Origin of the sequence: Priestia sp. 40 (assembly GCF_049368575.1) — a bacterium.
In the GTDB taxonomy this organism is placed as follows: domain Bacteria; phylum Bacillota; class Bacilli; order Bacillales; family Bacillaceae_H; genus Priestia; species Priestia zanthoxyli.
Genome location: NZ_JBMPZA010000005.1, coordinates 1,243,432 through 1,268,272, shown reverse-complemented (window position 1 = coordinate 1,268,272; position 24,841 = coordinate 1,243,432). Strand labels below are relative to the sequence as shown.

Here is a 24,841-nt window from a genome sequence, read left to right as displayed (position 1 = left end):
TATGAATTTCCCTTTTGCATATTCTTTTGTACGTAAAAGGGAAGTGAAATAACTGAACGGCTTGCTTTTCGCTGAAGAAAAAGTTAAGCTAAGAGCTTACAATATAAAATGAGGTGCAAACATGAGCGTAGAAGAAAATAAAATTACAATCGTCGATGAGAATGGAAATGAGCAGCTATGCGAAATTTTATTCACATTTGATTCTGATCAATATAACAAATCATATGTAATTTACTATCCAATCGGAGCAGACCAAGATGATGAAGAGGAAATTGAAATTCATGCATCTGCTTTCACACCAAGTGAAGATGGTCAAGACGGTGAGCTTCAACCGATTGAAACAGAAGAAGAGTGGGACATGGTTGAGGAAATGGTTAATACATTCCTTGACGAAGAAGGCGAATAATTATAGTGAAAAAGCTGATGACAATTGTTATCAGCTTTTTTTTACATAGCGGCTGTTATTTTTAGATATAAAAAGGTTTTTCCTTGCATTCTTAGGGCAGATTGTATGATAATGACGAAAAATAAGATAAATTGTAGTATAATAATTCCTGCGTGTGAGAGTGCATTTTAATAAAAGAATTCATTGTTTGAACGGATGAAACTAGACTTTGGGCAGACAATAACATAAATCATGGAAAAATTTTAGAAGAGGCGAGAGTTTAAGGAAGCGATACCATCTCACACCTATAGGCGATACGAATGAATCGCAATCTCATGTCTCCTCTCTGTTCATACTTATAAAAAACCAAGAAGAAAAGAGGTGAAACTGGTTGTATCTTCTTTTACAGAAGTAGATTTAACCAGGAAGCTGCTTGTCGCAACAAACATTTTTACCACCTAATCGTTCAAGAAAAAAACGACTTATTTTTATTACAATTATCGTACTTCTTTTACTAGTTGGCGGTGCATTTTTCTATGCTCAATCCCGCTTAACGCCCGTGGATCGAAACAGCAATAAAAAAGTAAATGTGACCATTCCACAAGGTTCTTCCGTCCAATCGATTGGTACGGTATTGAAAAAAGAAGATTTAATTAAAAGTAAAAGTGCATTTCGCTATTACGTAAAATTAACCCATGTGTCTGGATTTCAAGCTGGAACGTATTTATTTTCTCCTTCCATGAGCTTAGGGGAAATGGTTGAAAAAATGGAAAAAGGCGAGGTTTCAAAACAACCTGATATTCGTGTCACCATTCCAGAAGGACGCCAGCTTGTCGAAATTGCTGATATCATTGCTAAAAATACAAAGTTTACAAAAGACGAAGTCATGAAAAAGCTAGACGATAAGGCATTCGTCAATAAAATGAAAGAAAAATATCCAGATTTAGTAACGGATGAAGTGATGCAAAAAGATATTAAACATCCGCTAGAAGGTTATCTATATCCCGTTACGTATGATTTTTATGATAAAAATGTGTCGTTAGATGAAATATTGGATAAAATGGTAGGGAAAACAAATAATGTATTAGGTCAGTACAGTGGGCAAATGAAGAAGAAAAAATTTAGTGCACATAAATTGTTAACAATGTCTTCTCTCATTGAAGAGGAAGCGACTGCGAAAGTCGACCGAGAAAAAATTGCCAGCGTCTTTTATAATCGCCTTGAAAAAGACATGCCTCTTCAAACGGATCCAACCGTCTTATATGCCTTAGGAGAGCATAAAGACCGCGTGTTTTATAAGCATTTAGAAGTGGACTCTCCTTACAATACGTATAAAGTAAAAGGGTTGCCTCCAGGACCAATTGCCAGCTCTGGATTGATGTCAATCAAAGCTGCGTTACATCCAGCCAATACAGATTATTTATACTTCTTGGCTACACCTGAAGGAAAAGTTATTTTTACCAAAACGTTAGAAGAACATAACAAAGAAAAAGCCAAGCATATTACAGGTAAAGAAAAGCAAAATACCGAAAAATAATTGGAAATTTAAAATTGGGGAATCGCGATACTTCGCATTCCCCATCTTTTATGTTAAAATATATCGGGTTTACGTAAAAACGAAAAAAACTTATAATAGACTAGTTGTCTTACTATTTTGCAGTAATGAAACGTTATGAAAACATAATGTAAAATGTACTTCTGAGAACGGAGGAAGTGTTTTGCTTTTACAAAACGTAGAGCAGTATGTGGAAAAGCTTATTCCTAAGCGCCAGGAGCTTATTGAAGAAATGGAAGCTTATGCAAAAGAACATCACGTTCCGATTATGGAATTGATTGGTGTTGAAACGCTATTGCAAATTCTTCGTCTTCATCAGCCAAAACATATATTAGAAATTGGAACAGCGATTGCATATTCGTCTATTCGAATGACCCATGCCCTTCCAGAGTCACGAGTGGTTACGGTAGAACGAAATGAAGAGCGTTACCAAAAAGCGCAAGAGTTTATTGAACGGGCGGGAAAACAAGATAAAATTGTGTCGTTGTTTGGAGATGCACTTGAGCTTAGAGATGAAATTGAACGTCATGGTCCTTATGATGCAGTCTTTATCGATGCAGCTAAAGGTCAGTATCAGCGTTTTTTCGAACATTATGAGCCGATGCTATCTTCTAAAGGAATGATTATTTCGGATAACGTACTATTTAAAGGTCACGTAGCGACCGATTTGGCGGAAGTAGAAACACGTCGACGCCGCAGCTTAATTAAAAAAATTCAGGCATACAATACGTGGCTGATGAATCATCCCGATTATTATACAACTATTCTCCCTATTGGAGACGGAATCGCGATTAGTATTAAAAGAGGTGACCAAGAATGAAAAAACCAGAACTATTAGTGACACCAACTGCAGTTTCGGAAATCGAATCATTACTACAAGCTGGAGCAACGGCTATTATGGTTGGTGAACAGCGCTACGGTTTGCGTTTAGCAGGTGAATTCAAACGTGAAGATATCGTAGAAGCTGTAAATATTGCTCATCAGCATAATGCAAAAGTCTACGTAGCGATGAATGGATTATTTCACAATGATAAAATCGCCGAATTAAATGAATATATTTTATTCTTAAAAGAGGCAAGCGTGGATGCGATTGTATTTGGAGATCCTGCTGTATTAATGGCAGTGCGTGAAACAGCTCCAGAAATGAAGATGCACTGGAGTACCGAGACAACGGGAACAAACTGGTATTCATGTAACTACTGGGGCCGCAAAGGAGCTAAGCGTGCAGTTCTTGCTCGTGAGCTAAGCATGGATAGCATCATTGATATCAAAGAAAAAGCCGAAGTAGAAATTGAAGTTCAGGTGCATGGCATGACGTGTATGTTCCAATCAAAACGTTCACTTCTTGGCAACTACTTTGAGTATCAAGGAAAAGTCATGGAAATTGAAAATCGTAAAGTAGAAAAAGATATGTTTTTACTTGATAATGAGCGAAACAATAAGTATCCAATTTTCGAAGATGAAAATGGAACGCACATTATGAGTCCAAATGATATGTGCATTATCGATGAGCTTTCCGAAATGATTGACGCTGAAGTAGACGTATTCAAAATTGACGGCGTATTAAAGTCACCGCAATATATTTTAGAAGTAACAAAAAAATATCGTCAAGCGATTGATTTATGTGTAGATGACCGTGAAGAATACGAAAACGTTAAAGACGATTTGTTAGAAGAAATTGAAAGCTTGCAGCCAATTAACCGCCCGTTAGACACAGGGTTTTTCTTTAAAGAAACGGTATATTAAAAAGCATGCAAAGAAAGATAAACAAAGGAGGTACAAACGATGGCTGTTCAAATAGATACTGTAGTAGAAGGTAAACGAGTTATTACTAAGAAGCCTGAGTTGTTAGCTCCAGCCGGTAACCTTGAAAAATTAAAAGTTGCCGTACACTATGGAGCAGATGCTGTGTTTATCGGAGGAAAAGAGTTTGGCCTTCGTTCAAATGCAGATAACTTTACATTTGAAGAAATGGCAGAAGGTGTTCAGTTTGCAAACAAATACGGCGCACGTATTTATGTTACAACAAACATTTTTGCTCATAATGAAAATATGGACGGACTTGAAGATTATTTAATGGGATTAGAGCGCGCTGGTGTTTCTGGAATCATCGTAGCTGATCCGTTAATTATCGAAACCTGTCGACGCGTTGCACCTAAGCTTGAAGTACATTTAAGTACGCAGCAATCACTTTCAAACTGGAAAGCCGTTCAATTCTGGAAAGAAGAAGGATTAGAACGTGTTGTACTTGCTCGTGAAACGGGTGCTGAAGAAATGCGCGAAATGAAAGAAAAAGTGGATATTGAAATTGAAGCTTTTATTCACGGAGCGATGTGTATTGCTTATTCAGGCCGCTGCGTGCTAAGTAACCATATGACAGCGCGTGATTCAAACCGCGGAGGCTGCTGTCAATCATGCCGTTGGGACTATGATTTATTTAAAGTAGAAGACGGTAAAACGGAAACGGCTTTATTTGATGAGCAAGACGATCCGTTTGCAATGAGTCCAAAAGACTTAAATTTAATTCAATCTATTCCTCAAATGATTGAGCTGGGTATTGATAGCTTAAAAATTGAAGGACGTATGAAGTCGATTCACTATATCGCAACAGTGGTGAGCGTATATCGCAAGGTGATTGACGCATATTGTGCAGATCCTGAGAATTTTGTGATTCAAAAAGAATGGCTTGATGAGCTAGACAAATGTGCAAACCGCGACACGGCTCCTGCCTTTTTTGAAGGGGTTCCTGGAGTGGATGAGCAAATGTTTGGCGTACACGGCAAGAAAACAAAATTTGATTTTGCTGGTTTAGTATTGAATTATGATGAAGAAACAAGCATCGTGACATTGCAACAGCGTAACTATTTTAAACCGGGAGAAGAAGTGGAATTTTTCGGTCCGGAAATTAAAAACTTTACGCAAAAAATAGATAAAATTTGGGACGAAGATGGCAATGAACTAGATGCTGCGCGTCATCCGCTGCAAATTGTGAAATTTAAAGTGGACCAACCTCTATTTTCATATAACATGATGCGAAAGGGGATTTAAATATAAAATGGGGAAAAAGCCCGTTGTAATCGGTATCGCTGGTGGATCCGGTTCTGGTAAAACAACTGTAACCAAAGCTATTTATGAGTATTTTAAAGGGCATTCTATTATGCTTCTTGAGCAAGACTATTATTATAAAGATCAAAGCGATGTACCGTTTGAACAGCGTTTGCAAACAAACTACGATCATCCTTTAGCATTTGATAATGATTTGCTGATTGAACACTTGCAAAACTTATTAAATTATGAGAGCATTGACAAACCGGTATATGATTACGCAATTCATACGCGCTCTGAGAAGGTAATTAGAGAAGAACCAAAAGATGTTATTATCTTAGAAGGTATTCTTGTACTAGAAGATCAGCGCTTGCGTAATTTAATGGATATCAAGCTATACGTAGATACAGATGCGGATCTTCGTATCATTCGTCGTATGCTTCGTGATATTAAAGAACGAGAGCGTACGCTTGAGTCAGTTGTTGATCAATACGTATCTGTCGTTCGCCCGATGCATAATCAGTTTGTTGAACCAACAAAACGTTATGCAGATATTATCATTCCTGAAGGCGGTCAAAACCACGTAGCGATCGACTTGATGGTTACTAAAATTCAAACAATTCTTGAACAAAATGCCATTTTATAATAACATAGCATAGATGCAGGAATTTTTTTGAAGACAATGCAGACATATTCTGCTAACTAAACACAAACATTATAAAGAATAGAGAAACGAGCAGCTTCTATTTTGAAGCTGTCATTTCTCTATTAACTGATTTTTCCACAGAGTGGAAAATTTTTTGTACATACAGAAATCGACTGTATACACTAGAGATTTTGAGTTCAAGAAGGAGTGAAGGGATTATGGCACAAGAAAAAGTATTTCCAATGACAGAAGAAGGAAAACTAAAGCTAGAGCAAGAGCTAGAATATTTAAAAACAGTAAAACGTAAAGAAGTTGTAGAGCGTATCAAAATCGCCCGCAGTTTTGGAGATTTATCGGAGAACTCTGAGTACGATTCTGCAAAAGACGAGCAAGCTTTCGTAGAAGGCCGTATTACAACGCTTGAAAATATGATTCGCAATGCAAAAATTATTGAAGAAGATGTAGAAAATTCTTCTATTGTATCATTAGGTAAATCTGTAACATTTGTAGAATTGCCAGATGGTGATGAAGAAACGTATACAATTGTAGGTAGTGCAGAAGCAGATCCGTTTGAAGGGAAAATTTCAAATGATTCGCCAATTGCTAAAAGTCTAATGGGCAAACAAATTGGAGATCAAGTAACTGTTCAAACTCCTGGTGGAGATATGTCAGTGAAAATTGTATCTGTTAAGTAAAACATATGGTTGGAAGCGTTCTACTGAATGCTCGTAAGTAAAAAAGCTGACACGCGTCAGCTTTTTTTATATGATTTTAAAAAGCAGAGAGAATAGAAAAGATATGTAAGAAAGGAAAGATGAAGATGAAAGATATCGATTTTACTAAAACAGCGCTTGTTTTAATTGATTTACAAAAAGGGATTGTTCCAATTGGAGGAGACGAAATTGTGGAGAAATCTGTTCAGCTTGTGAATCGTTTCCGCGAACAAAATGGATTTATTAGCTTTGTACGAGTAGATTTTCAAGACGGAAAAGATGCATTGACGCCAGAAACGGATCAAAAGCCATCTGCTCCTCAAGAAAGACCTGTAGACTGGTCGGAATTCGATCCAAGACTTAATGTTCAAGAGAGTGATTACATTGTAACAAAACGTCAGTGGGGAGCCTTTTTTGGGACAGATTTAGATCTTCAGCTTCGCCGAAGAGGAATTGATACAATTGTCCTTTGCGGAATTGCAACAAATATTGGTGTGGAAAGCACAGCTCGTGAAGCATTTCAGTATGGGTATAACCAAATTTTTATCACGGATGCCATGGCGACATTTACAAAGGAAGAGCATGAAGCAACTCTTTCTTACATCTTTCCGAAAATAGGAAAGCTAAGAACAACTCAACAATTTTTAACGGAAAATTAATAATAAAAACTTGCTGATTCAGCAAGTTTTTTTGTGAAATGAAAAAAAGAATGAATATTTCTTAAGATAATGGTTTTAAAAGTAATGGCAACGTCGACACTTGTAAAGAGTGAGGTGTAGTCATGAAAATAATTCACAAGCGAATTTATATTACTCTTATTTTTATTTTATTATTAATTAGCGGACTGGGAGCACGGCTTGTTCAACTCCAGCTTGTCAGCACAGAATCTTTTACTGACAAAAAGATCAACTTAATTGAAGGAAGCGTAAAACAGCGTACGCAGGAAATGGTGGTAGACGACGGACGAGGGAAATTTGAAGATAAAAATGGACAGTCTTTAACATCTATCACGCATAATCGCTTAGTCCTGTTTCCATTTTTAGAAAAAATGAAGTGGCCTGTTCAGCAAGTAAGCGAAATCGTGGGAATGCAACCAAAGGAACTAACGAACAGACTAGCGAATGCTAAAACACCGGTTATTATTACAAAAGAATTATCCCATGCACAAGTCGAAAAAATAAATGCATTAAAGGTGCCTGGCGTATTTGGAATTCCTCTAAAAGACGAGCGTCTAGTTCCTCTTGCTGAACATTTAATCGGACTAGAGGCACAAAGCAAACAAATAATTGAAGAGAAGTATAGTGACAAATTGAAAAATGGAGCCATTAAATCAACTACGCCTGTAGGTATCTCAGGAATGCAGAGGGCTTTTGACGAGTTTTTGCTGCCTGAACAGGAGTCTAAGCTCCTTTATCATGTTGATCGCCTAGGTGGGCCTATGTTTGGCATCGATGTAAAATATACGGGCACAGCTAACCCTTATTATCCAGTCAGTGTGCGTACGACGCTTGATTTGGCTGCTCAGGAGCTAGTGGAGAATACATTAAATCATTATAAGTTAAAAGACGGAGGAGCCGTCTTAATCGATATAAAAAACAATAAAGTAATTGCGATGGCCAGTAGGCCTTCGATTAATAAGAAAGATCCATTTAAAAAGCAAAACGGTTCAGACAGCGTAGAAAATCGTTTGCTGACGCCACAAACTCCTGGATCTATATTTAAAACCGTAACAGCAGCTGCAGCGCTTGAACAGAATAAAATTCAGCCTTCTTTTACCTATAACTGCGATAAAAGTATTTATGGCAATAATGTAGAAGAAGATCATCAGAAAGGGCAGCTGACGTTTAAAGAAAGCTTCGCGCAAAGCTGTAATGCAACGTTTGCACAGCTAGCAAAAGAAATGATAATATCTAATCCGGATATCATTGAACAATATGCTGATAAGTTAGGGCTTCTTCAGCCTGTAGGATGGACAGGTGATGTGTTCCACTTTGAACATTTTAAGCAGTTTTTAGGAGAAAAATCGGGAAGAGTTTGGACAAATACAAGAGAAAAAAAAGTACCAAATGCTGTAGCGCAAACGGCAATTGGACAGCTTGACGTAAAAGTGACTCCGCTTGCAGTAGCAAATATGATGGCGACAATTGCACGCGGAGGAGAAAAGAAACAGGTAAAAGCTGTAGATGCGCTAGAGTATAAAAACAACACGTCATTGTATACGTTTAAAGAGCATGAGCTAAAAGGAGATACCCTTAATAAAGCCACAGCTGCTTCTATGCAGCAGCTTTTAAAAGGTGTCGTACAGAGCGAAAAAGGAACAGGAAGAAGATTTCAAACGCTTCCTTATGAAGTGGCAGGAAAGTCAGGAACTGCTGAAATCAATGTGAAAGACGATATCGTCAATAAATGGTTTGCGGGTTACTTTCCTGCAGATGATCCAAAATATGCAATGGTAGTAGTGGATTTAAATACAAAAAGTGCGATATCTCCCACAAACAGCGTATTTTATGATATTGTTAAAGGGATGTATGACTTAAATACACGTTAAAACAAGAAGAATTTGTAAAAAATATTACAAATATACTTCAAATAAATTTTGATGCTTCATGTATAAGAAAACACATGTTAGAATAAAGCATTATAAAAGTTGGAGGAAATTGTAGCAATGAATAACAATCGTTCTTCAAGACACGAAAACAAAGAAAAAAAAGTAAACCGATTATATAATCTGTTAATTGCTGTCGTAGCAGTTTTAATTGTATTTGTCGGTGGTACGATGATTCTTGGAAACAAGGATAAATCGGATAACCAAGCGGAAACAACTCAAAACAATCCGCAAACAAATGACCAAAAAACGGACAAGACGGCTAAAAAAGACGATAATTCTTCGAAAGATGATCAAGCAACAGATGATCAAGCAACGGAAGAGCAAAGTTCTGAAGATGACCAAAGCTCTGAAGATGATCAAGCAACAGATGAAGAATCAAACGACTCAGATTCACAGGCTGAAGTAGAGAAAAATCCAGAGCCTGGCGTGGCAGAACGCAAGGTAGATCCTTCATGGGATTCAGTAGGTACGTCACAAGATGCTCCTGCAGCAACATATAAAAAAGGATCAACGGATTGGAACGAAATGCTAAAAGCTGTAGGCGAAGGGTCAGGCATTAGCCCAAGCAATATGACCGTATGGCGTTTAGGGAATAACGGTGGCGTAGGTAAAGCGGTAGCTACGGTTAGTCCTAAAGGCAACTCCTCAACAAAATACCGCGTTCAAATTGAATGGGTAGATGGAGAAGGCTGGAAGCCCGCAGTAGTGGATAAGCTTCAATAAAATAGCAGCGCGCTAGCGCTGCTTTTTTATTTTGAAATGAACAACTGCAGAGTACAGTTTTTTACCTTGTTCATAGTCCACAGACATTTGATGAGATACGCTATGCACCTCAAGTAAAATCGCTTTATTTTGATCAATTTTTTCAGCAATTTGTTTCTCAAGTACTTTAACATCAGGCGCTTCAAAAAATTCTATTTTATCTTCAATCATTTCAAATTCAAAGTTCATCTTACGACCTCCTTACCTCATTACTATAGTATAGCAAATAGAAAGTTAAAAGCTTAAAATATTTGTAAATGAAGAACAAACGATAGCTAAAAACATACTATATCCATAAGAATTATTAGTTATGAGGAGGCGTTTTTTATGGGTCTAGAGTTTTTAGATATCTTTGAAAAGTGGGCGAATGAGTATGATGCATCGGTAAGCGGGAAAGATGAACAGTATAGAGAAGTGTTTCGCAATTATAATGAAATCTTAGAATATGTAGCAGACCGTTCAATAGGGCATGTGATAGAATTTGGAACAGGGACTGGAAACTTAACAAAAAAACTGTTAGAAAAAAAACTGACTGTAGTAGGAATTGAACCTTCAGTACCAATGAGGCAATTGGCACACCAGAAATTAGGGGCAGATGTTTTAGTCACACCAGGAGACTTTTTACAATTTGATACATCATTGTTTCCAGCAGAGAGTTTAGTTAGTACGTATGCTTTTCATCATTTAACAGATAAAGAAAAAGAAGAAGCTGTGATAAACTATGGAAAGTTACTTCAAACCGGTGGTAAAATAGTGTTTGCTGATACAATGTTTGAAACAGCAGATTCATTTGCTGATACCATTGTTCAGGCAAAACAAAAAGGGTATACGCAACTAGCAGAAGATCTCGAGAGGGAATACTATACAACGATTCCCGTCTTAAAGCAAATCTTTGAAAGCAATGGTTTTCATATAACCTTTACACAATTTAATCACTTTGTATGGGTATTTGAGGCAACGAAACAATAGTAGAAAGAGGTTTTAAAATGAAAGTAGCAATCATTGGAGCAATGGAAGAAGAAGTGACGATTTTACGCGATAAAATTGAGAATCGTCAAGAAACAGTAATCGCAGGATGTGAATACTCGACAGGAACAATCAGCGGCGTGGAGGTTGTATTATTAAAATCAGGTATTGGAAAAGTAAATGCTGCGTTATCTACAGCCATCTTACTAGAGAAGTTCAAACCTGATTACGTTATTAACACAGGATCAGCAGGCGGCTTCCATCCAGAGTTAAACGTAGGGGATGCGGTTATTTCAACAGAAGTTCGTCATCATGATGTAGATGTAACGGTATTCAACTATGAATACGGTCAAGTGCCAAACTTGCCTGCAGCTTTTAAAGCAGATGAAAAACTAGTTCGTCTTGCTGAGGAAAGTGCTCTTGAAGTAACGGATATGAAAATTGTAAAAGGATTAATTGCTACAGGAGATTCGTTCATGAACGATCCTGTGCGCGTAGAGTTTGTTCGCTCTAAGTTTCCAGACCTTTATGCAGCTGAAATGGAAGCAGCGGCTGTTGCTCAAGTATGTTATCAATTTGGCGTACCGTTTGTTATTCTTCGTGCTCTTTCTGACATCGCCGGCAAAGAATCAAATGTTTCTTTTGAGCAATTTTTAGAAAAAGCAGCTGTTAATTCAACGAAATTAGTATTGAATTTTATTACAAAATTAAAATAAGCTGTTCGTAAAATATAGAGTTTGTTTTCGTCTACACTCTTCATCGTTTGTCATAACATGGGGTGTAGACTATATTTTTATCTTAATTCCTACTTTATTTATAGGTTAAGTTATATTATTTCGATAACGAGGTGTTCAAGATTATGAAGGTATCCAAAAACGTTCATGAATTGATTGGAAACACACCTATGATTGAGATTACACAATTTGATTTACCTAGGGAAATCAGGATATTTGCCAAACTGGAATATGTTAATCCAGGAGGAAGTGTAAAAGATCGTTTAGGAAAAGAACTGCTGCAAGAAGCTCTTGGCTCTGGAAGACTGAAGCGAGGCGGAACGGTGGTTGAGCCTACTGCTGGGAATACGGGGATCGGGCTCGCTTTAGCTGCTCTTCAGCACGACATAAACGTCATACTATGTGTTCCAGAAAAATTCAGTATTGAAAAACAGCAGCTTATGAAAGCTTTGGGGGCAACGGTGGTTCAAACGCCTACTGAAGCTGGTATGAAAGGTGCTATAAACAAAGCTCAAGAGCTGCTGCGTGAAATACCTGATTCTTATTGTCCTCAGCAGTTTGCTAATCCGGCCAACCCTATGACTTATTACAAAACCTTAGGGCCAGAAATATATGAACAGCTTGATGGAAAAGTTGACGTGTTTGTAGCTGGGGCAGGTACAGGGGGAACATTTATGGGTACAGCGAAATTTTTGAAAGAAAAAAATCCTTCTCTAAAAACAGTCATTGTGGAGCCAGAAGGTTCAATTTTAAACGGAGGGAAATCCGGCCCTCACTTAACTGAAGGAATTGGAATGGAGTTCATCCCTGATTATATGGAGCGGTCTTATTTTAATGCTATTCATACTGTTGAAGATGTTTATGCTTTTCAAAGAGTGAAAGAGTTGGCTTTAAAAGAGGGATTACTAGTAGGGAGCTCTTCAGGAGCAGCCTTCGAAGCAGCCCTGATCGAAGCAAAAAATGCAGAAAAAGGGGCTCATATCGTCACGATTTTTCCGGATAGTAGTGAACGGTACTTAAGTAAAAATATTTACAGTGGAGGAAGATAAGATGAAACGTAAAACACAGTTGATTCATGGTGGAATTGTTGGCGATGAACAGACGGGTGCTGTCTCTGTTCCTATTTATCAAGTGAGTACTTATAAACAAGAGGGAGCAGGAAAACATACGGGATATGAGTATTCGAGAACCGGTAACCCTACACGGCACGCCCTAGAAGAACTTATCAAAGAAATTGAAGGAGGGTATGCTGGGTTTGCGTTTGGCTCTGGTATGGCCGCTACTACAGCCGTGTTCATGCTGTTTAACAGCGGAGATCATGTGTTAATTACAGATGACGTATACGGAGGAACGTATCGAGTGATCACAAAAGTGCTGAGCCGTATTGGCATTGAAGCTACTTTTATTGATACAAGCGATATCCAAAATATCGAGAAAGAAATTCGCCCTAACACAAAAGCCATTTTTATTGAAACTCCAACGAATCCTCTTCTAAAAATTACTGACTTGCAGCATGCTTCTTCAGTAGCTAAACAACACCATTTACTTACCGTCGTTGACAACACATTCAGTACGCCGTATTGGCAAAATCCTATCGAAAAAGGCGCAGATATTGTTCTGCACAGTGCAACTAAGTATTTAGGGGGACACAGTGACGTTGTAGCAGGGCTAGCAGTGGTGAATTCGCCTAAATTAGCTGAAGACCTTCATTTTATTCAAAATGCGACTGGAGGCATTTTAGGACCTCAGGATTCTTGGCTTTTAATGAGAGGGATTAAAACATTAGGAATACGAATGGAAGAACATGAATTCAACACTGGAAAAATAGTAGAATTTTTACTTGCCCATCCTGCTGTGGCAAAAGTATATTATCCAGGATTAAAAACCCACCCAAACCACCTCATTGCTAAAAAGCAAGCAAGAGGTTTTGGGGGAATGGTTTCGTTTGATGTGGGAAGCGAAGAGAAAGCGGAACGAGTACTGAGCAAAGTGAAGTATTTTACATTAGCAGAAAGTTTAGGAGCCATCGAAAGCCTCATTTCCATTCCTTCTAAAATGACTCATGCTTCTATACCGAGCGACCGACGTAAAGAGCTAGGAATTACAGATGGATTAATTCGTATTTCTGTAGGTCTTGAAGATGTAGAAGATTTAATTGAAGACTTAGAAAGAGCATTGGAATAAATGTGGTAAAAATAGGATTTTTATAGACCTATAGATCTATGATAGAGTAGAGTTATAACATTCTACTGAGAAGGTGATTGTATGAAAGCTCAACACATCAAAGCAAAAATTGAAGATTACAGCCGCTTTATTTACGTCCTTCTAGCCGTAAGTACATTCTTGTATATTGGTGTTATGATTGGCCAAGGTGAAAAAAGTGATATGCAGCTTGGAATAATGGAAGCGATCGTTATTCTTTTTACCGCCCTTGCTTTTTATTTTAGTTATCAAACTAAAAAACTAAAAAAAGAATTAATGAAAGAAAAAGAATAATAGATACAAAAAGGCGATGATTCATCGTCTTTTTTTTATGAGGGTTAAAAAAATAAAAAAATTCCCTATTTTTCAAAAAAACAGTTTACTTTTTATAAGTTCGTGGATATAATTACCATTGTAAGGAAAATACTTTATTAAAAGGAGGTCGAGTCATATGTTAAGACGTTTATCAGGTATGGATCATCCAGCTTCAACTATGTTCAAAAATCGTCTATATACGTATACTATTCGGCCGTGTTCCTGTATCAAGTAACTTTCTTACCTTGATCGTTAAAACACGTTAATTCACCACAGGTGCGAATAGTAGCCCTGTGGTTTTTATTGTTTTTCAGCCACAGGATGCTTATGCATAACTGTGGTTTTTTTGTATAAGGAGGTGATTGTAATGACACTGAATATTTTCTTTTTAACTATTACCATAAAGTCCCGTCAATACTCAGAGGAAGAAATTAAGCATGAACAGTATGTAAGACAATTAGAAGAAGAAATAAAAGACCGGAAGTATGAATTTTATCGTCATTTCTAATTTGAACAGTGGAAAGGAGTGGATGAATGATGATTAATCAAAAAGGATATATCGTTGTATGGCTGCTTGTGGAGAAAGATTCCACCTAAATGACTAGTAGGGGGAGTAATGATGTGTTTGCTGCGAATTATCATTTGGAAATTATTTTAAAAAAAGAGCGGAAAGAAGGATTAATTCTCCTTCTTTCCGCTCTTTTTTTTCTCTTTTTCGGCTCTGTAAAATTCGTGAAACATTTTCATCAGCGCTCGCTTTTCAATTCGCGAAACATAACTTCTTGAAATATTTAATTCTTTTGCAATTTCTCGCTGGGTTTTTTCATCCTGCAGATCCAAACCGAAGCGGCCGACAATTACTTCCTTTTCTCGATCATCGAGGATATCGATGTATTCTTTTATTTTTTCTAATTCCATATTTAGTTGAATCATATCAATTACATCGTCCGATTCTGATTTTAATACATCAATCAAACTGATTTCATTTCCTTCTTTATCCTGGCCGATTGGATCATGCAGCGACACATCTTTTTTTGTTTTTTTGAGCGCTCGCAAATGCATCAATATTTCATTTTCAATACAGCGCGCGGCATAAGTAGCTAATTTTGTGCCTTTTCCTTGAGAATAACTTTCAATTGCTTTAATTAAACCGATTGTCCCAATTGAAATTAAATCTTCCGCATCCTCTCCCGTGTTTTCAAACTTTTTAACAATATGCGCAACGAGTCGGAGATTGTGTTCAATAAGAAGGTTTCGCGCTTCTTGATCTCCTTGTTCCATTAAAGATAAATATCTCTTTTCTTCAGCAGCAGACAAGGGTTGAGGAAACGCATTGTTTTTTACGTAGGAAACAAGGAAAACCAATTCTTTAAAGAAATAGCCTAGTGCGGTAAATAATGCAGACATCTCTTCACCTCCATAAGGGGATATCAACCTGTGAGAGACTAACATTACACTATATGTAAAAAGAAGGATGTCTTTGCCTGTACGTTTAAAATTCCCCCCGAGGACAAGAGAGTTTGAAAAAGTCCACAGATTTTTCCTTAGAGATAGTTACCAGCCTATACAGAGAAAAAGTATGTACATACGCTAGTAGTAGTTCATAGTGTAAGGAGGGAGAGTATGTACGGTTACGGAGGCTGCTGTTATCCTAATTATCCAGCTTACCCATGTGGAGGAGGCTTCGGCTGGGGACTTGGATTGTTGATTGTTCTATTTGTTCTGTTATTAATTTTCGGAAGCTTCTATTGGTTTTTTAGCTGCTGGTGTTAAAAAAAACTCATGCATGTGCATGAGTTTTTTTTAGGTGACATATCCTACCGAATAGAACCATTCATTTTTAAGAATTCTTAAGGAATTTTCGCTTTGTTTCTTAAAGAAGATGATTTATTCTATAATTAAGAAAAGAAGCAAGATGATAATATTCCTCTGTAAAAGTAAGTGCAGCTCTATACTTTTTTTAGCTTGAAAGTACTAATCATCAAGCAAGCGAGTACGATAATTAAAAACATATAAAAGTGTGAAGGCAAATAAGGGACGCCCAAGTAGCTAAGAGTTAATAAACAACCTGCTGCAGTAATAGGTAGCCCTGTAAAATACCCAGTATTTTCTGTGATGTTAAAACGGGCAAGACGAAGTGCTCCGCAAGCAATGTAACAGATGGTAACAATTGACCCTGCAGCACCAAAGTGAGACAAAATACTTTGATAAAGTAGTAGAGCTGGAGCGATGCCAAATGATATAATATCGCACATGGAGTCCAGTTGTTTTCCAAGTTCTGATTCAATTTGCAGCTTTCTGGCTACCATGCCGTCGAATCGGTCTGCTAACGCTGCTAAAAAAATTAGTAATAAACTTAAGTTCAATTCATTTTTCATGACAAATAAAATAGCAAAGCTTCCTAAACTTAAATTAACAATAGTTAAGGAGTTTGCCGCTTGGGATCTCAGCTTTTTAATTGTATGATCTAGATAGTCTAATAAAAACAATTTCCTCACTCCTTTAAAGGATGGAATGAACTAAAGGTAAAAATAATGGTAATTTCATTGTAGACGCAAACCTTATTCTAGTAAAGAACTATTCAGTATGTGGAGGTAAAATTATTGTTGCAGCACCTGTATCGAACGTTTATTGAGCTTACGAATCACCAAGGATCATCGAAGCTCATTCGAAAATTCACTTTCTCTAAATGGAGTCGGTTTGTTATACCCTCCTATACAAAAGTTTTTAAAGTAAATAAAGAAGAAATGGACAAGCCTCTGCATCACTATCAAAACTTACACGAGCTATTTATTCGCCGTTTGAAGCCTTCTGCCCGTCCGGTCGATCAGCAGAAAGATAGCGTTGTCAGTCCTGTAGATGCAAAGATAGAAGCATATGGAGTCATTACGCCTCAAAAAGAAATGATTGTAAAAAACAAACCTTATTCTATACAGGAAATGGTTTCAAATGATCTCATTCTTGAAAAATATATAGAAGGACAGTTTATTATCCTCTATCTTAGTCCGAAAGACTATCATCGCATTCACAGTCCTCTTAAAGCCCAAGTAGGGAATACGTGGACCGTTGGACAAAAGTCTTATCCAGTAAATTCATTAGGAATCAAATACGGGAAAGAACCGCTTGTGAAAAATTTCCGGAAGCTCACGGAGTTAACATTTGAGAATGGTCACATGCTGATGGTAAAAGTAGGAGCCATGTTTATAAACAGCATTGAAGCGGTTTCTAAAAAAGAAGTAGTCGAAAAAGGGGAAGAAATGGCTTACTTCACGTTTGGCTCGACTGTCATTTTATTATTTGAGAAGAACTCAATCACTTTTGATTCTAACGTTCACTCAGGTTCTTACGTAAAATGTGGAGAACCAATTGCTCATTTGAAAAAATAGAGCCTATATAATAAAAGAGTAGATAGATAAATAAAGATGCAGCTTTCTTTTATTAAGAAGGCTCTTTTATTCGTTAAGAAGGAATTTGTATGCTAATCTTTAATGATCTTCTTTCAATTTCCTCTTCAATTAATTTTATAAAATCAGGGCTTAATTGCAGTTCGGTTGCTTTGCTGTATGATTCAATAAGCAGCTCATCTGATAATTTTCTCATAAGATTGCCGCCACCTCCTACTAAAATAAATATCCTAAAAAGTTATATTTAAATGCTAATAAATTCCTTATTTATAATCTAACATGAATCAAATAAAGGAACAATCGTTCTGTTATCCACAGCTTTCGGTGGATAAAATGTGGGTATGTTGTTTATAATTACCATTAATTACTGAACTATAACAGAGGATAATGTGTATAAACTTATCCACATAATTAGGCTTATCATTTTTTGTCGAAAACTTTTAACAGAATTTGTTTACCACTTACCCTATTTGATAAGTAATAAACGTTTTCTGCACTATTTTTTATTTTAAGTTTGCAGAGAGTGAATATATCGTAAGCCCACGAACAAATGGAGGTTTACTGCCTTTTGTCAATAACTTTCTGTATAAAGTTAAAGCATTCACAAGTCATATCCTTTATACTAAGAAAAGACCTGTTTTTGAAGAGAATAAAATTTTAGGTTGGAAAATAACAAGAAGTCGTTATAATGATAGACGGCGTTAATTTTAGTATGTAACTATATATTCGAGGTGCATGATACGTGTTGAAACTTTTTTTACCAAATGAACATGTGAAAAACGTGTTTCAAATTAAGCCAGACGATTTGAAAGAGCGCGGAATAAAAGGAATTATTACCGACTTAGATAACACGTTGGTGGAATGGGATCGCCCTGATGCCACTCCGGAATTAATTGAGTGGTTTCAGTTAATGAAAGATAGTGGAATTAAAATTACGATTGTATCGAATAATGTGGAGAAACGAGTCAAGCTGTTTTCAGATCCAGTTGGACTTCCATTTGTATATAAAGCACGCAAACCGATGCGTAAAGCATTTAGAAGAGCTCTTCGTGATATGGAGCTGCAAAAAGATGAGGTTGTAGTTATTGGCGACCAGCTTTTAACGGATGTATTAGGAGGAAATCGCCTAGGCGTATATACGGTTTTGGTTGTACCAGTTGCGCAAACAGATGGATTTGTAACGAAATTTAACCGTAAAATGGAACGAAGAATTCTAGGTTGGATGAAACGAAAAGGTATGATTAACTGGGAGGATTAAAACGTGAGTGAAGAAAAATTACAGTGCGTAGGATGCGGAGTGGAGATTCAAACAGAACGACCGAATGAACTTGGCTATGCTCCAAAATCAGCGCTAGAAAAAGAAGCTATTATCTGTCAGCGATGCTTTCGCTTGAAGCATTATAATGAAGTACAAGATGTTTCCTTAACAGACGATGATTTTTTAAAAATCTTAAATGGAATTGGTCAAACGGACGGTTTGGTTGTAAAAGTTGTAGATATCTTTGACTTTAACGGCAGCTGGTTACCTGGTTTGCATCGATTTGTTGGAAATAACAAGGTTCTTTTAGTGGGAAATAAAGCAGATTTACTGCCAAAGTCTATAAAGAAAAATAAACTAATTCATTGGATGAAGCGAGAAGCGAAAGAGCTTGGGCTAAAATCAGTGGATGTGTTCCTCATGAGCGCACAAAAAGGACAAGGAATTCGTGAAATTGCCGAAGCCATTGAACATTACCGCGAAGGTAAAGATGTATATGTTGTGGGATGTACAAACGTTGGTAAATCAACATTTATTAATGCCATTATTAAAGAAGTAACGGGAGAAAAAGATATTATTACTACATCTCAATATCCGGGCACAACGCTGGATATGATTGATATCCCGCTTGATAACGGCGCGTCTTTATATGATACGCCTGGTATTATTAATCACCATCAAATGGCTCACTATGTAGATAAACGAGACTTAAAGTTAATTTCTCCTAAAAAAGAAATAAAGCCGAAGGTTTATCAGCTAAATGAAGGGCAAACGCTATACTTTGGAGGACTGGCGCGCTTAGATTATGTACAGGGAGGACGCAAGTCATTAACATGTTATGTATCGAATGATTTGCATATCCATCGTACAAAGCTTGAAAAAGCAGATGAGTTGTATGAAAAGCAAGCAGGTGAACTGCTTCAGCCGCCGCGCCCAGAGCAAATGAGTGAGTTTCCTGAACTTGTTGCACATGAATTTACAATAAAAAATGAAAAAACGGATATCGTTTTTTCAGGGCTTGGCTGGGTGACGGTTAATGAGTCAGGTTCAAAAGTTGTGGCGCATGCACCAAAAGGAGTCGGCGTATTTGTGCGCGATTCTTTAATTTAAACAAAAAGGGGAAAAAATCTTGAGTACATTATATGGGCTAGTTGGTTATCCGCTTGGGCATTCACTATCGCCATTGATGCAAAATGATGCCTTTAAACGTCTGAATATGGATGCTCATTATGAAGCTTTTCCAATTGAACCTGTTCATTTTGAGTCAGCCATTGGAGAGCTAAAAGATAAAAACATTCAAGGATTTAATGTCACGATTCCTTATAAAGTTGATATTATGAAGCATTTGGATGAAGTCGATCCATTAGCAAAGGCAATTGGCGCTGTAAATACAGTTGTTAATCAAGATGGCCGTTATATTGGATACAATACCGACGGAGAGGGGTATGTGACGTCTTTACTCAAAGCAGTAGAAGGCAGCTTATCCCAAAAAAGAATTTTAATTATTGGAGCTGGAGGAGCTGCAAAAGCTATTTTTTATACAATTGCAGCTCAGCATGCTCCTGAGGTAATTGCGATATGCAATCGTACCGTCGAAAAAGCAGCTGTATTAGCTAACGAGCTGCCTTTTTCGACGAAAACGGCGGCGATGTCTATTTCTGATGCAGAAAAACAATTAGATACATTTGATATTATTATTAATACCACTTCAGTGGGGATGTATCCTAATGTTGATGAGCTGCCTTTAGCACTTACTTTATTGCAAAAAGAAGCCGTAGTCAGCGATATTATTTACAACCCTTTAAAAACAAAGCTTTTAAAAGAGGCTGAAGCAAAAGGGGCAGGCACTCATAACGGTGTCGGTATGTTTGTACTGCAAGGTGCACTTGCATTTGAAAAGTGGACGAACGTCCGTCCTGACGAAGAGGCAATGGAACACATTGTTCTTTCAACACTAACTAAGAGATAAGATACAACGGAGGTTTTTATGTTAACAGGTAAACAAAAACGTTTTTTACGTTCAAAAGCACATCATTTAAATCCAATTTTCCAAGTAGGAAAAGGTGGAGTCAATGAAAATATGATTGGTCAAATTGCTGATGCATTAGAAGCAAGAGAATTATTAAAAGTAAGCATTCTGCAAAACTGTGACGAAGATCGTGACACGGTTGCTGCTCGATTAACAAAAGGAACAAAAGCAGAGCTTGTACAAGTGATTGGAAATACAATTGTATTATATAAAGAATCACGCGAAAATAAGCAGTTAATGCTTCCAAAAGTGAAATGAAATAGAGCGGGGAAACCCGCTCTATTTAAAGATGAAGTAAATTAAAGGAGTCGGGGATTGTTGAAGAGTATTGGAATTTTAGGTGGAACATTCAATCCGCCTCATTTGGGGCATTTAATGATGGCAAATGAGGTTTTGCATGCCTTGAAATTAGATGAGATATGGTTCATGCCGTCGTATATTCCACCTCATAAAACAATCAAAGAGCCTATTGAGCCATATCATCGTTTACAAATGCTAAAGCTAGCTATTGAAGAACATGATCAATTTACCCTGCAGCCGATTGAATTTGAGCGCAAAGAGCCTTCATATACATATGATACGATGAGAATACTAACAGAGAAATATCCAACGTATCAGTTTCATTTCATCGTTGGTGCTGATATGGTAGAATATTTGCCGAAGTGGTATGAAATTGATGAATTAGTCAATTTGGTTACATTTGTAGGTGTAAAACGCCCGGGGTATACCATTACCTCCCCTTACCCGATAAAAGAAGTAGAAGTTCCGCAGTTTGATGTCTCCTCTTCCTTTATTCGCGAACGAGTAGTAAAGAAAGAAACCATTCGTTATTTTATACCTGCTGGTGTTAAACAATATATCGAGGAGAATCAATTATATGAATCGAACTGAGGCATTAGAAATCGTAAAGAAACAGTTAACAGAACGTCGTTATATTCATACTGTCGGGGTAATGGAAACAGCAATTGAATTAGCTAAGCGTTTTGAAGTAGACGAAAAAAAAGCAGAACTGGCTGCTATTTTTCATGACTACGCCAAGTTTCGTCCAAAGGAAGAGATGAAGCAAATTATTATTGATCAAAACATGAACCCTTCTTTATTGGAATACAATACCGAATTATGGCATGCTCCAGTAGGCGCGTTTTTAGTGAGAAATGAAGTAGGGATTACGGATAAAGAAGTATTGGATGCAATTGCTTATCATACATCCGGAAGACCAGGCATGACGTTACTTGAAAAAATTGTGTACGTTGCTGATTACATTGAACCCGGAAGGAAATTTCCAGGGGTTGATGAAGTGCGGGAGTTAGCTAAAACCGACTTAAATGCAGCACTTATTCAATCACTGAAAAACACCATTTCTTTTTTAATGACTAAACATCAGGCCGTTTATCCTGATACGATGATGACATATGATGATTTAATCTTAGGAGGTCAAACACATGACTGAACGTGAATTGCTATCTCTTGTTGTAGAAGCAGCAGACGATAAAAAAGCAATCGATATCGTAGCGTTAAATATGGAAGGAATTTCACTTGTGGCAGATTATTTTGTTATTTGTCACGGTAACTCAGATAAACAAGTGCAGGCAATCGCTCGTGAAATTAAAGAAAAAGCACACGAACAAGGCATTTCTGTGAAGCGTTTAGAAGGATTTGAGCAGGCTAAGTGGGTTCTTGTTGATCTTGGAGATGTTGTGGTTCACATTTTCCATAAAGATGAGCGCGGATATTATAACTTAGAACGCTTATGGGGAGATGCACCATTTGTAAGTTCAGAAGAGCTACAGCTATGAGCAGGTACGGAGAATTTGCCTACGTATATGATCAGCTAATGGCAGACGTTCCGTATGACGATTGGGCTGAATTTTTTAATCAGCAGGTGGCAAAAGCGAAAACAAAGCCTGACAGTATATTAGACCTTGCCTGTGGCACGGGAGAACTCTCCGTTCGATTTGCACAAGAAGGTTTCTCCGTAGTAGGCGTTGATTTGTCTGATGATATGCTTATGGTAGCCCAGGAAAAAGCGGCAGAAGCAGGGGTAACGCTATCTCTTTTTCAGCAAAACATGGCGGAACTTGAGTTATTGAAAGAGTTCGACTGTGTAGTAATCTTTTGTGATTCTTTGAACTATTTGCAAAGTGATAAAGAAGTTCAAGAAACCATTCAACGTGTATATAAGCACTTAAAACCAGGTGGGCTCTTCATATTTGATGTTCATTCAGTGCATAAGATGAAGGACGTATTTGGAAATCAATCTTTTTCTTACGTAGATGAAGAGGTGTCGTATATTTGGAACTGCACCTATAACGATACAGACATGCGCGTAGAGCATGATATTACGTTTTTTGCTTATGATGAAGAAATCGATGCATATCATCGCTTTGATGAGGTGCATGCTCAGCGCACTTGGTCGATTGACCATTATCAATCATGGCTGAGCGAAGCTGGTTTTATAAATATAGAAGTGAGTGCAGATTTCAAAATGAGTAAGCCTACTTCAAACAGTGAGCGCATCTTTTTCTCTGCGCAAAAAAAAGAAGCCGAGTAGAGGCTTCTTTTTTTGTTTCAAAGCAGGATTTTTACAGAAATTATGGAATAAGACTATCAAACTGATTGTGAACAAGCTCAATGTCTTCGTCAAATTTTTCATGTGTTTTTTGAAATACGTGCACAAACATCTCTCCGAGTTCAGCTTCTAAAACTTTAATACCTTCTCCGGTTACACCGCCTTTTACGCATACTTTATCCTGCAAGGTAGGAAGCGTAAATATTTCTTTTTCCAACAGTTTTCCCATTCCAATAATCATATCACTGGCCATGACGGTAGCTTCTTCTTCAGAAATATTTGTTTCTTGAACTGCTGCATCAATAAAGCGTTGAAGCAAAAAGCTGAAAAATGCAGGACCGCAGCTTACGATATCGGATGATACGCGCGTAATCGCTTGATCAATAGCCACAGGCTTTGACATAGATGAAAATAATTCATGTAAATAATTTTGGTAAAAAGGCGTACATCTTTCTCCAAACGTGAAAAGAGAAACACCGGCTAATGCCCGATTCGTAATGCTAGGGATAATTCTAGCTGCTTGACTCGGAATGAGGCGTTCGATTTGTTCTACGCTAATTGGACTGGTAATGGATACAATGCAGTGTTCTTTCGTCAGCAGTGGTTCTAATTTTATTAAAAGGGGGTGAATATCCAATGGCTTAACACAAATAAAAATGACTTTGGATGCGTGAACAACTTCTTCAGCTGTATCAGCAACATGAATTTTTTTATGCTGCTGTTGAATCTCTTTGGCTCTTTTTTTTGTGCGATTCATAATAGTAATTTTAGAAGGACGTACGGCTTTTGATTCAATAAACGCATCAATTAATATTTTCCCCATGTTTCCTGTTCCGATAAACCCTATGTTCACTGATTCATTCCCTCCTTCAAAAGCCTTTTCTTCTAAACACTATGAAGACATAATGGAATTTATGACGTTACTTCAAAATTCAAAGGAGTGTACAATTTGACTTTTTCAAAAAAACAATGGCTAATTGGGTGCATTTGTTTAGCAGTTGGATTGGCGTTTTATATCTATCGTACAGGCGTAGAGAAACCGGAAAGTTCTCTTCAAACCTCAGATATGATAAAGGCAGAACCTTCTGCTGCAAAAAAAGAAGGAGAGTCGTCTGACCAAGTAATTTCAAGTCAAGACTCCCCATTTGTGATGGTCGATATTAAAGGAGCTGTTCAGAAGCCTGGGGTATACCAACTTCCGAAAGATGCAAGGGTAAAAGATGCTTTAGCACAAGCGGGAGGTGCTACGAAGGAAGCGGATTTAAGACAGCTCAATTTAGCTAGCAAACTACAAGATGAAATGGCTGTTTATATTCCAGCTGCTGGAGAAGAAATCCCCCCTTCATCTCCTATTTCCTCAATCTCTTCCTCAGGAACTTCAAATAATCAGCCCCTTGTTAATATCAATACAGCAACTACTGATGAACTGCAAACGTTAAATGGGATTGGCCCTTCAAAAGCCAGTGCCATCGTTTCCTATCGAGAAGAAAATGGCTTGTTTCAAAAAGTAGAGGATTTGGGGCAAGTATCAGGTATTGGCGAGAAGTCGCTAGAAAAAATTAAAGCGGAAATTACAGTACAGTAGAGACTTATTGACGATAAAGGAAAAGAAACGCTACACTATGAAAGAGACAAGTATGATTATAACCA

At 37.4% G+C, this 24,841-nt stretch carries 32 protein-coding genes; 27 read left to right on the top strand and 5 right to left on the bottom strand.

The features are described 5' to 3' along the window. Positions 1-121: 121 nt before the first annotated feature. The 10 genes from ACO1DI_RS07690 (at position 122) to ACO1DI_RS07645 (ending at position 9,675) form a co-directional block, all read left to right on the top strand. On the top strand, positions 122-406 hold the full coding sequence (locus ACO1DI_RS07690; protein ID WP_013059285.1) for a DUF1292 domain-containing protein: 285 nt from the start codon (positions 122-124) through the stop codon (positions 404-406). Positions 407-818: 412 nt separating this feature from the next. Beyond that, positions 819-1,922 carry an endolytic transglycosylase MltG gene (gene mltG, locus ACO1DI_RS07685; RefSeq protein WP_014458156.1) on the top strand — a complete coding sequence of 368 codons (1,104 nt, stop codon included), beginning with the start codon at positions 819-821 and terminating at the stop codon, positions 1,920-1,922. 181 nt (positions 1,923-2,103) lie between these two features. Next, the gene (locus ACO1DI_RS07680) at positions 2,104-2,760 is read left to right on the top strand and encodes an O-methyltransferase (RefSeq protein WP_042991876.1); all 657 of its coding nucleotides are present in this window, start codon (positions 2,104-2,106) and stop codon (positions 2,758-2,760) included. Then, the gene (locus tag ACO1DI_RS07675; RefSeq protein WP_014458158.1) at positions 2,757-3,686 is read left to right on the top strand and encodes a peptidase U32 family protein; all 930 of its coding nucleotides are present in this window, start codon (positions 2,757-2,759) and stop codon (positions 3,684-3,686) included. The genes ACO1DI_RS07680 and ACO1DI_RS07675 overlap by 4 nt, the downstream gene beginning before the upstream one ends. A gap of 39 nt (positions 3,687-3,725) precedes the next feature. Beyond that, complete coding sequence (locus ACO1DI_RS07670; protein WP_013059281.1) at positions 3,726-4,988, top strand: peptidase U32 family protein; 1,263 nt, start codon at positions 3,726-3,728, stop codon at positions 4,986-4,988. A gap of 7 nt (positions 4,989-4,995) precedes the next feature. Then, positions 4,996-5,631 (top strand): uridine kinase, encoded by a 636-nt coding sequence (gene udk / locus ACO1DI_RS07665; protein WP_013059280.1) that lies wholly within the window; start codon positions 4,996-4,998, stop codon positions 5,629-5,631. A 218-nt stretch (positions 5,632-5,849) separates the two neighbouring features. After that, positions 5,850-6,326 (top strand): transcription elongation factor GreA, encoded by a 477-nt coding sequence (gene greA, locus ACO1DI_RS07660; protein WP_013059279.1) that lies wholly within the window; start codon positions 5,850-5,852, stop codon positions 6,324-6,326. A 119-nt stretch (positions 6,327-6,445) separates the two neighbouring features. Continuing rightward, positions 6,446-7,003, top strand: coding sequence for an isochorismatase family protein (locus ACO1DI_RS07655; protein WP_372462484.1), 558 nt, complete (start codon positions 6,446-6,448; stop codon positions 7,001-7,003). A 122-nt stretch (positions 7,004-7,125) separates the two neighbouring features. Beyond that, positions 7,126-8,892, top strand: a complete 1,767-nt coding sequence (locus ACO1DI_RS07650) for a peptidoglycan D,D-transpeptidase FtsI family protein (RefSeq protein WP_014458160.1) — start codon at positions 7,126-7,128, stop codon at positions 8,890-8,892. A gap of 117 nt (positions 8,893-9,009) precedes the next feature. Further along, positions 9,010-9,675, top strand: a complete 666-nt coding sequence (locus ACO1DI_RS07645; RefSeq protein WP_226701632.1) for a YrrS family protein — start codon at positions 9,010-9,012, stop codon at positions 9,673-9,675. 12 nt (positions 9,676-9,687) lie between these two features. Here the strand turns inward: ACO1DI_RS07645 and ACO1DI_RS07640 are convergent, their stop codons facing one another. Continuing rightward, on the bottom strand, positions 9,688-9,903 hold the full coding sequence (locus ACO1DI_RS07640) for a YrzA family protein (RefSeq protein ID WP_014458162.1): 216 nt from the start codon (positions 9,901-9,903) through the stop codon (positions 9,688-9,690). 138 nt (positions 9,904-10,041) lie between these two features. Here ACO1DI_RS07640 and ACO1DI_RS07635 point away from each other — a divergent pair, with 138 nt between their 5' ends. The 6 genes from ACO1DI_RS07635 (at position 10,042) to ACO1DI_RS07610 (ending at position 14,439) form a co-directional block, all read left to right on the top strand. Beyond that, on the top strand, positions 10,042-10,683 hold the full coding sequence (locus ACO1DI_RS07635; RefSeq protein ID WP_014458163.1) for a class I SAM-dependent methyltransferase: 642 nt from the start codon (positions 10,042-10,044) through the stop codon (positions 10,681-10,683). Between the two features lie 17 nt (positions 10,684-10,700). After that, positions 10,701-11,396 (top strand): 5'-methylthioadenosine/S-adenosylhomocysteine nucleosidase, encoded by a 696-nt coding sequence (gene mtnN / locus ACO1DI_RS07630; RefSeq protein WP_028411671.1) that lies wholly within the window; start codon positions 10,701-10,703, stop codon positions 11,394-11,396. 143 nt (positions 11,397-11,539) lie between these two features. Then, positions 11,540-12,463: a PLP-dependent cysteine synthase family protein gene (locus ACO1DI_RS07625; RefSeq protein ID WP_042991878.1), complete on the top strand. Its 924-nt coding sequence runs from the start codon at positions 11,540-11,542 to the stop codon at positions 12,461-12,463. A gap of 1 nt (position 12,464) precedes the next feature. Further along, complete coding sequence (locus ACO1DI_RS07620) at positions 12,465-13,598, top strand: bifunctional cystathionine gamma-lyase/homocysteine desulfhydrase (RefSeq protein WP_042991879.1); 1,134 nt, start codon at positions 12,465-12,467, stop codon at positions 13,596-13,598. A gap of 81 nt (positions 13,599-13,679) precedes the next feature. Further along, positions 13,680-13,910: a YrhC family protein gene (locus tag ACO1DI_RS07615; RefSeq protein WP_028411668.1), complete on the top strand. Its 231-nt coding sequence runs from the start codon at positions 13,680-13,682 to the stop codon at positions 13,908-13,910. A gap of 388 nt (positions 13,911-14,298) precedes the next feature. Continuing rightward, the gene (locus ACO1DI_RS07610; RefSeq protein ID WP_014458165.1) at positions 14,299-14,439 is read left to right on the top strand and encodes a YrzI family small protein; all 141 of its coding nucleotides are present in this window, start codon (positions 14,299-14,301) and stop codon (positions 14,437-14,439) included. Between the two features lie 170 nt (positions 14,440-14,609). On the opposite strand, the gene sigK is transcribed toward ACO1DI_RS07610, so the two are convergent. Next, positions 14,610-15,338, bottom strand: coding sequence for an RNA polymerase sporulation sigma factor SigK (gene sigK, locus ACO1DI_RS07605; RefSeq protein WP_013059268.1), 729 nt, complete (start codon positions 15,336-15,338; stop codon positions 14,610-14,612). A gap of 216 nt (positions 15,339-15,554) precedes the next feature. Between sigK and ACO1DI_RS07600 the strand changes: the two genes are divergently transcribed. Beyond that, complete coding sequence (locus tag ACO1DI_RS07600) at positions 15,555-15,704, top strand: hypothetical protein (RefSeq protein ID WP_014458166.1); 150 nt, start codon at positions 15,555-15,557, stop codon at positions 15,702-15,704. A gap of 176 nt (positions 15,705-15,880) precedes the next feature. On the opposite strand, the gene pssA is transcribed toward ACO1DI_RS07600, so the two are convergent. Continuing rightward, positions 15,881-16,420 (bottom strand): CDP-diacylglycerol--serine O-phosphatidyltransferase, encoded by a 540-nt coding sequence (gene pssA / locus ACO1DI_RS07595; protein WP_013059266.1) that lies wholly within the window; start codon positions 16,418-16,420, stop codon positions 15,881-15,883. 114 nt (positions 16,421-16,534) lie between these two features. Between pssA and ACO1DI_RS07590 the strand changes: the two genes are divergently transcribed. Further along, a complete protein-coding gene (locus ACO1DI_RS07590) occupies positions 16,535-17,317 on the top strand; it encodes a phosphatidylserine decarboxylase (RefSeq protein WP_014458167.1) in 783 nt (260 codons plus the stop codon). Positions 17,318-17,390: 73 nt separating this feature from the next. On the opposite strand, the gene ACO1DI_RS07585 is transcribed toward ACO1DI_RS07590, so the two are convergent. Then, positions 17,391-17,531: a sporulation histidine kinase inhibitor Sda gene (locus ACO1DI_RS07585; RefSeq protein WP_013059264.1), complete on the bottom strand. Its 141-nt coding sequence runs from the start codon at positions 17,529-17,531 to the stop codon at positions 17,391-17,393. 549 nt (positions 17,532-18,080) lie between these two features. Here ACO1DI_RS07585 and ACO1DI_RS07580 point away from each other — a divergent pair. From ACO1DI_RS07580 to ACO1DI_RS07545, 8 genes are read left to right on the top strand one after another with little or no spacing between them, the layout of a single operon-like run. Continuing rightward, complete coding sequence (locus ACO1DI_RS07580) at positions 18,081-18,593, top strand: YqeG family HAD IIIA-type phosphatase (RefSeq protein WP_013059263.1); 513 nt, start codon at positions 18,081-18,083, stop codon at positions 18,591-18,593. A 3-nt stretch (positions 18,594-18,596) separates the two neighbouring features. Further along, positions 18,597-19,703, top strand: a complete 1,107-nt coding sequence (gene yqeH, locus ACO1DI_RS07575; protein WP_014458169.1) for a ribosome biogenesis GTPase YqeH — start codon at positions 18,597-18,599, stop codon at positions 19,701-19,703. 19 nt (positions 19,704-19,722) lie between these two features. After that, positions 19,723-20,562 carry a shikimate dehydrogenase gene (gene aroE, locus ACO1DI_RS07570; protein WP_016765605.1) on the top strand — a complete coding sequence of 280 codons (840 nt, stop codon included), beginning with the start codon at positions 19,723-19,725 and terminating at the stop codon, positions 20,560-20,562. Between the two features lie 18 nt (positions 20,563-20,580). Further along, positions 20,581-20,880, top strand: a complete 300-nt coding sequence (yhbY, locus tag ACO1DI_RS07565) for a ribosome assembly RNA-binding protein YhbY (protein ID WP_013059260.1) — start codon at positions 20,581-20,583, stop codon at positions 20,878-20,880. Between the two features lie 60 nt (positions 20,881-20,940). Beyond that, positions 20,941-21,513: a nicotinate-nucleotide adenylyltransferase gene (locus ACO1DI_RS07560; RefSeq protein WP_013059259.1), complete on the top strand. Its 573-nt coding sequence runs from the start codon at positions 20,941-20,943 to the stop codon at positions 21,511-21,513. Further along, complete coding sequence (yqeK, locus tag ACO1DI_RS07555; protein WP_423145189.1) at positions 21,500-22,072, top strand: bis(5'-nucleosyl)-tetraphosphatase (symmetrical) YqeK; 573 nt, start codon at positions 21,500-21,502, stop codon at positions 22,070-22,072. Before ACO1DI_RS07560 ends, yqeK begins: the two co-directional genes overlap by 14 nt. Then, positions 22,065-22,418, top strand: coding sequence for a ribosome silencing factor (gene rsfS, locus ACO1DI_RS07550; protein WP_013085071.1), 354 nt, complete (start codon positions 22,065-22,067; stop codon positions 22,416-22,418). The genes yqeK and rsfS overlap by 8 nt, the downstream gene beginning before the upstream one ends. Further along, positions 22,415-23,173: a class I SAM-dependent DNA methyltransferase gene (locus ACO1DI_RS07545; RefSeq protein WP_014458171.1), complete on the top strand. Its 759-nt coding sequence runs from the start codon at positions 22,415-22,417 to the stop codon at positions 23,171-23,173. Before rsfS ends, ACO1DI_RS07545 begins: the two co-directional genes overlap by 4 nt. A gap of 40 nt (positions 23,174-23,213) precedes the next feature. Here ACO1DI_RS07545 and comER read toward each other — a convergent pair whose 3' ends face one another. Continuing rightward, entirely contained in the window at positions 23,214-24,044 is an 831-nt protein-coding gene (gene comER / locus ACO1DI_RS07540) for a late competence protein ComER (RefSeq protein WP_042991880.1), read from the bottom strand. A gap of 87 nt (positions 24,045-24,131) precedes the next feature. Here comER and ACO1DI_RS07535 point away from each other — a divergent pair, with 87 nt between their 5' ends. After that, positions 24,132-24,776 (top strand): helix-hairpin-helix domain-containing protein, encoded by a 645-nt coding sequence (locus ACO1DI_RS07535; RefSeq protein ID WP_014458173.1) that lies wholly within the window; start codon positions 24,132-24,134, stop codon positions 24,774-24,776. The last annotated feature ends 65 nt before the right edge of the window (positions 24,777-24,841 follow it).

Excerpts from the sequence above, each read along its gene's own strand:
- ACO1DI_RS07635 (WP_014458163.1), top strand. The coding sequence starts at position 10,042 with ATGGGTCTAGAGTTTTTAGATATCTTTGAAAAGTGGGCGAATGAGTAT.
- ACO1DI_RS07615 (WP_028411668.1), top strand. The coding sequence starts at position 13,680 with ATGAAAGCTCAACACATCAAAGCAAAAATTGAAGATTACAGCCGCTTT.
- ACO1DI_RS07610 (WP_014458165.1), top strand. The coding sequence starts at position 14,299 with ATGACACTGAATATTTTCTTTTTAACTATTACCATAAAGTCCCGTCAA.
- ACO1DI_RS07640 (WP_014458162.1), bottom strand. The coding sequence starts at position 9,903 with ATGAACTTTGAATTTGAAATGATTGAAGATAAAATAGAATTTTTTGAA.
- yhbY (WP_013059260.1), top strand. The coding sequence starts at position 20,581 with ATGTTAACAGGTAAACAAAAACGTTTTTTACGTTCAAAAGCACATCAT.
- ACO1DI_RS07585 (WP_013059264.1), bottom strand. The coding sequence starts at position 17,531 with ATGAGAAAATTATCAGATGAGCTGCTTATTGAATCATACAGCAAAGCA.
- yqeK (WP_423145189.1), top strand. The coding sequence starts at position 21,500 with ATGAATCGAACTGAGGCATTAGAAATCGTAAAGAAACAGTTAACAGAA.
- ACO1DI_RS07600 (WP_014458166.1), top strand. The coding sequence starts at position 15,555 with ATGTACGGTTACGGAGGCTGCTGTTATCCTAATTATCCAGCTTACCCA.
- rsfS (WP_013085071.1), top strand. The coding sequence starts at position 22,065 with ATGACTGAACGTGAATTGCTATCTCTTGTTGTAGAAGCAGCAGACGAT.
- ACO1DI_RS07675 (WP_014458158.1), top strand. The coding sequence starts at position 2,757 with ATGAAAAAACCAGAACTATTAGTGACACCAACTGCAGTTTCGGAAATC.
- ACO1DI_RS07655 (WP_372462484.1), top strand. The coding sequence starts at position 6,446 with ATGAAGATGAAAGATATCGATTTTACTAAAACAGCGCTTGTTTTAATT.
- udk (WP_013059280.1), top strand. The coding sequence starts at position 4,996 with ATGGGGAAAAAGCCCGTTGTAATCGGTATCGCTGGTGGATCCGGTTCT.
- sigK (WP_013059268.1), bottom strand. The coding sequence starts at position 15,338 with ATGTCTGCATTATTTACCGCACTAGGCTATTTCTTTAAAGAATTGGTT.
- ACO1DI_RS07670 (WP_013059281.1), top strand. The coding sequence starts at position 3,726 with ATGGCTGTTCAAATAGATACTGTAGTAGAAGGTAAACGAGTTATTACT.
- ACO1DI_RS07645 (WP_226701632.1), top strand. The coding sequence starts at position 9,010 with ATGAATAACAATCGTTCTTCAAGACACGAAAACAAAGAAAAAAAAGTA.
- greA (WP_013059279.1), top strand. The coding sequence starts at position 5,850 with ATGGCACAAGAAAAAGTATTTCCAATGACAGAAGAAGGAAAACTAAAG.
- ACO1DI_RS07625 (WP_042991878.1), top strand. The coding sequence starts at position 11,540 with ATGAAGGTATCCAAAAACGTTCATGAATTGATTGGAAACACACCTATG.
- mtnN (WP_028411671.1), top strand. The coding sequence starts at position 10,701 with ATGAAAGTAGCAATCATTGGAGCAATGGAAGAAGAAGTGACGATTTTA.
- ACO1DI_RS07650 (WP_014458160.1), top strand. The coding sequence starts at position 7,126 with ATGAAAATAATTCACAAGCGAATTTATATTACTCTTATTTTTATTTTA.
- ACO1DI_RS07690 (WP_013059285.1), top strand. The coding sequence starts at position 122 with ATGAGCGTAGAAGAAAATAAAATTACAATCGTCGATGAGAATGGAAAT.
- ACO1DI_RS07545 (WP_014458171.1), top strand. The coding sequence starts at position 22,415 with ATGAGCAGGTACGGAGAATTTGCCTACGTATATGATCAGCTAATGGCA.
- ACO1DI_RS07620 (WP_042991879.1), top strand. The coding sequence starts at position 12,465 with ATGAAACGTAAAACACAGTTGATTCATGGTGGAATTGTTGGCGATGAA.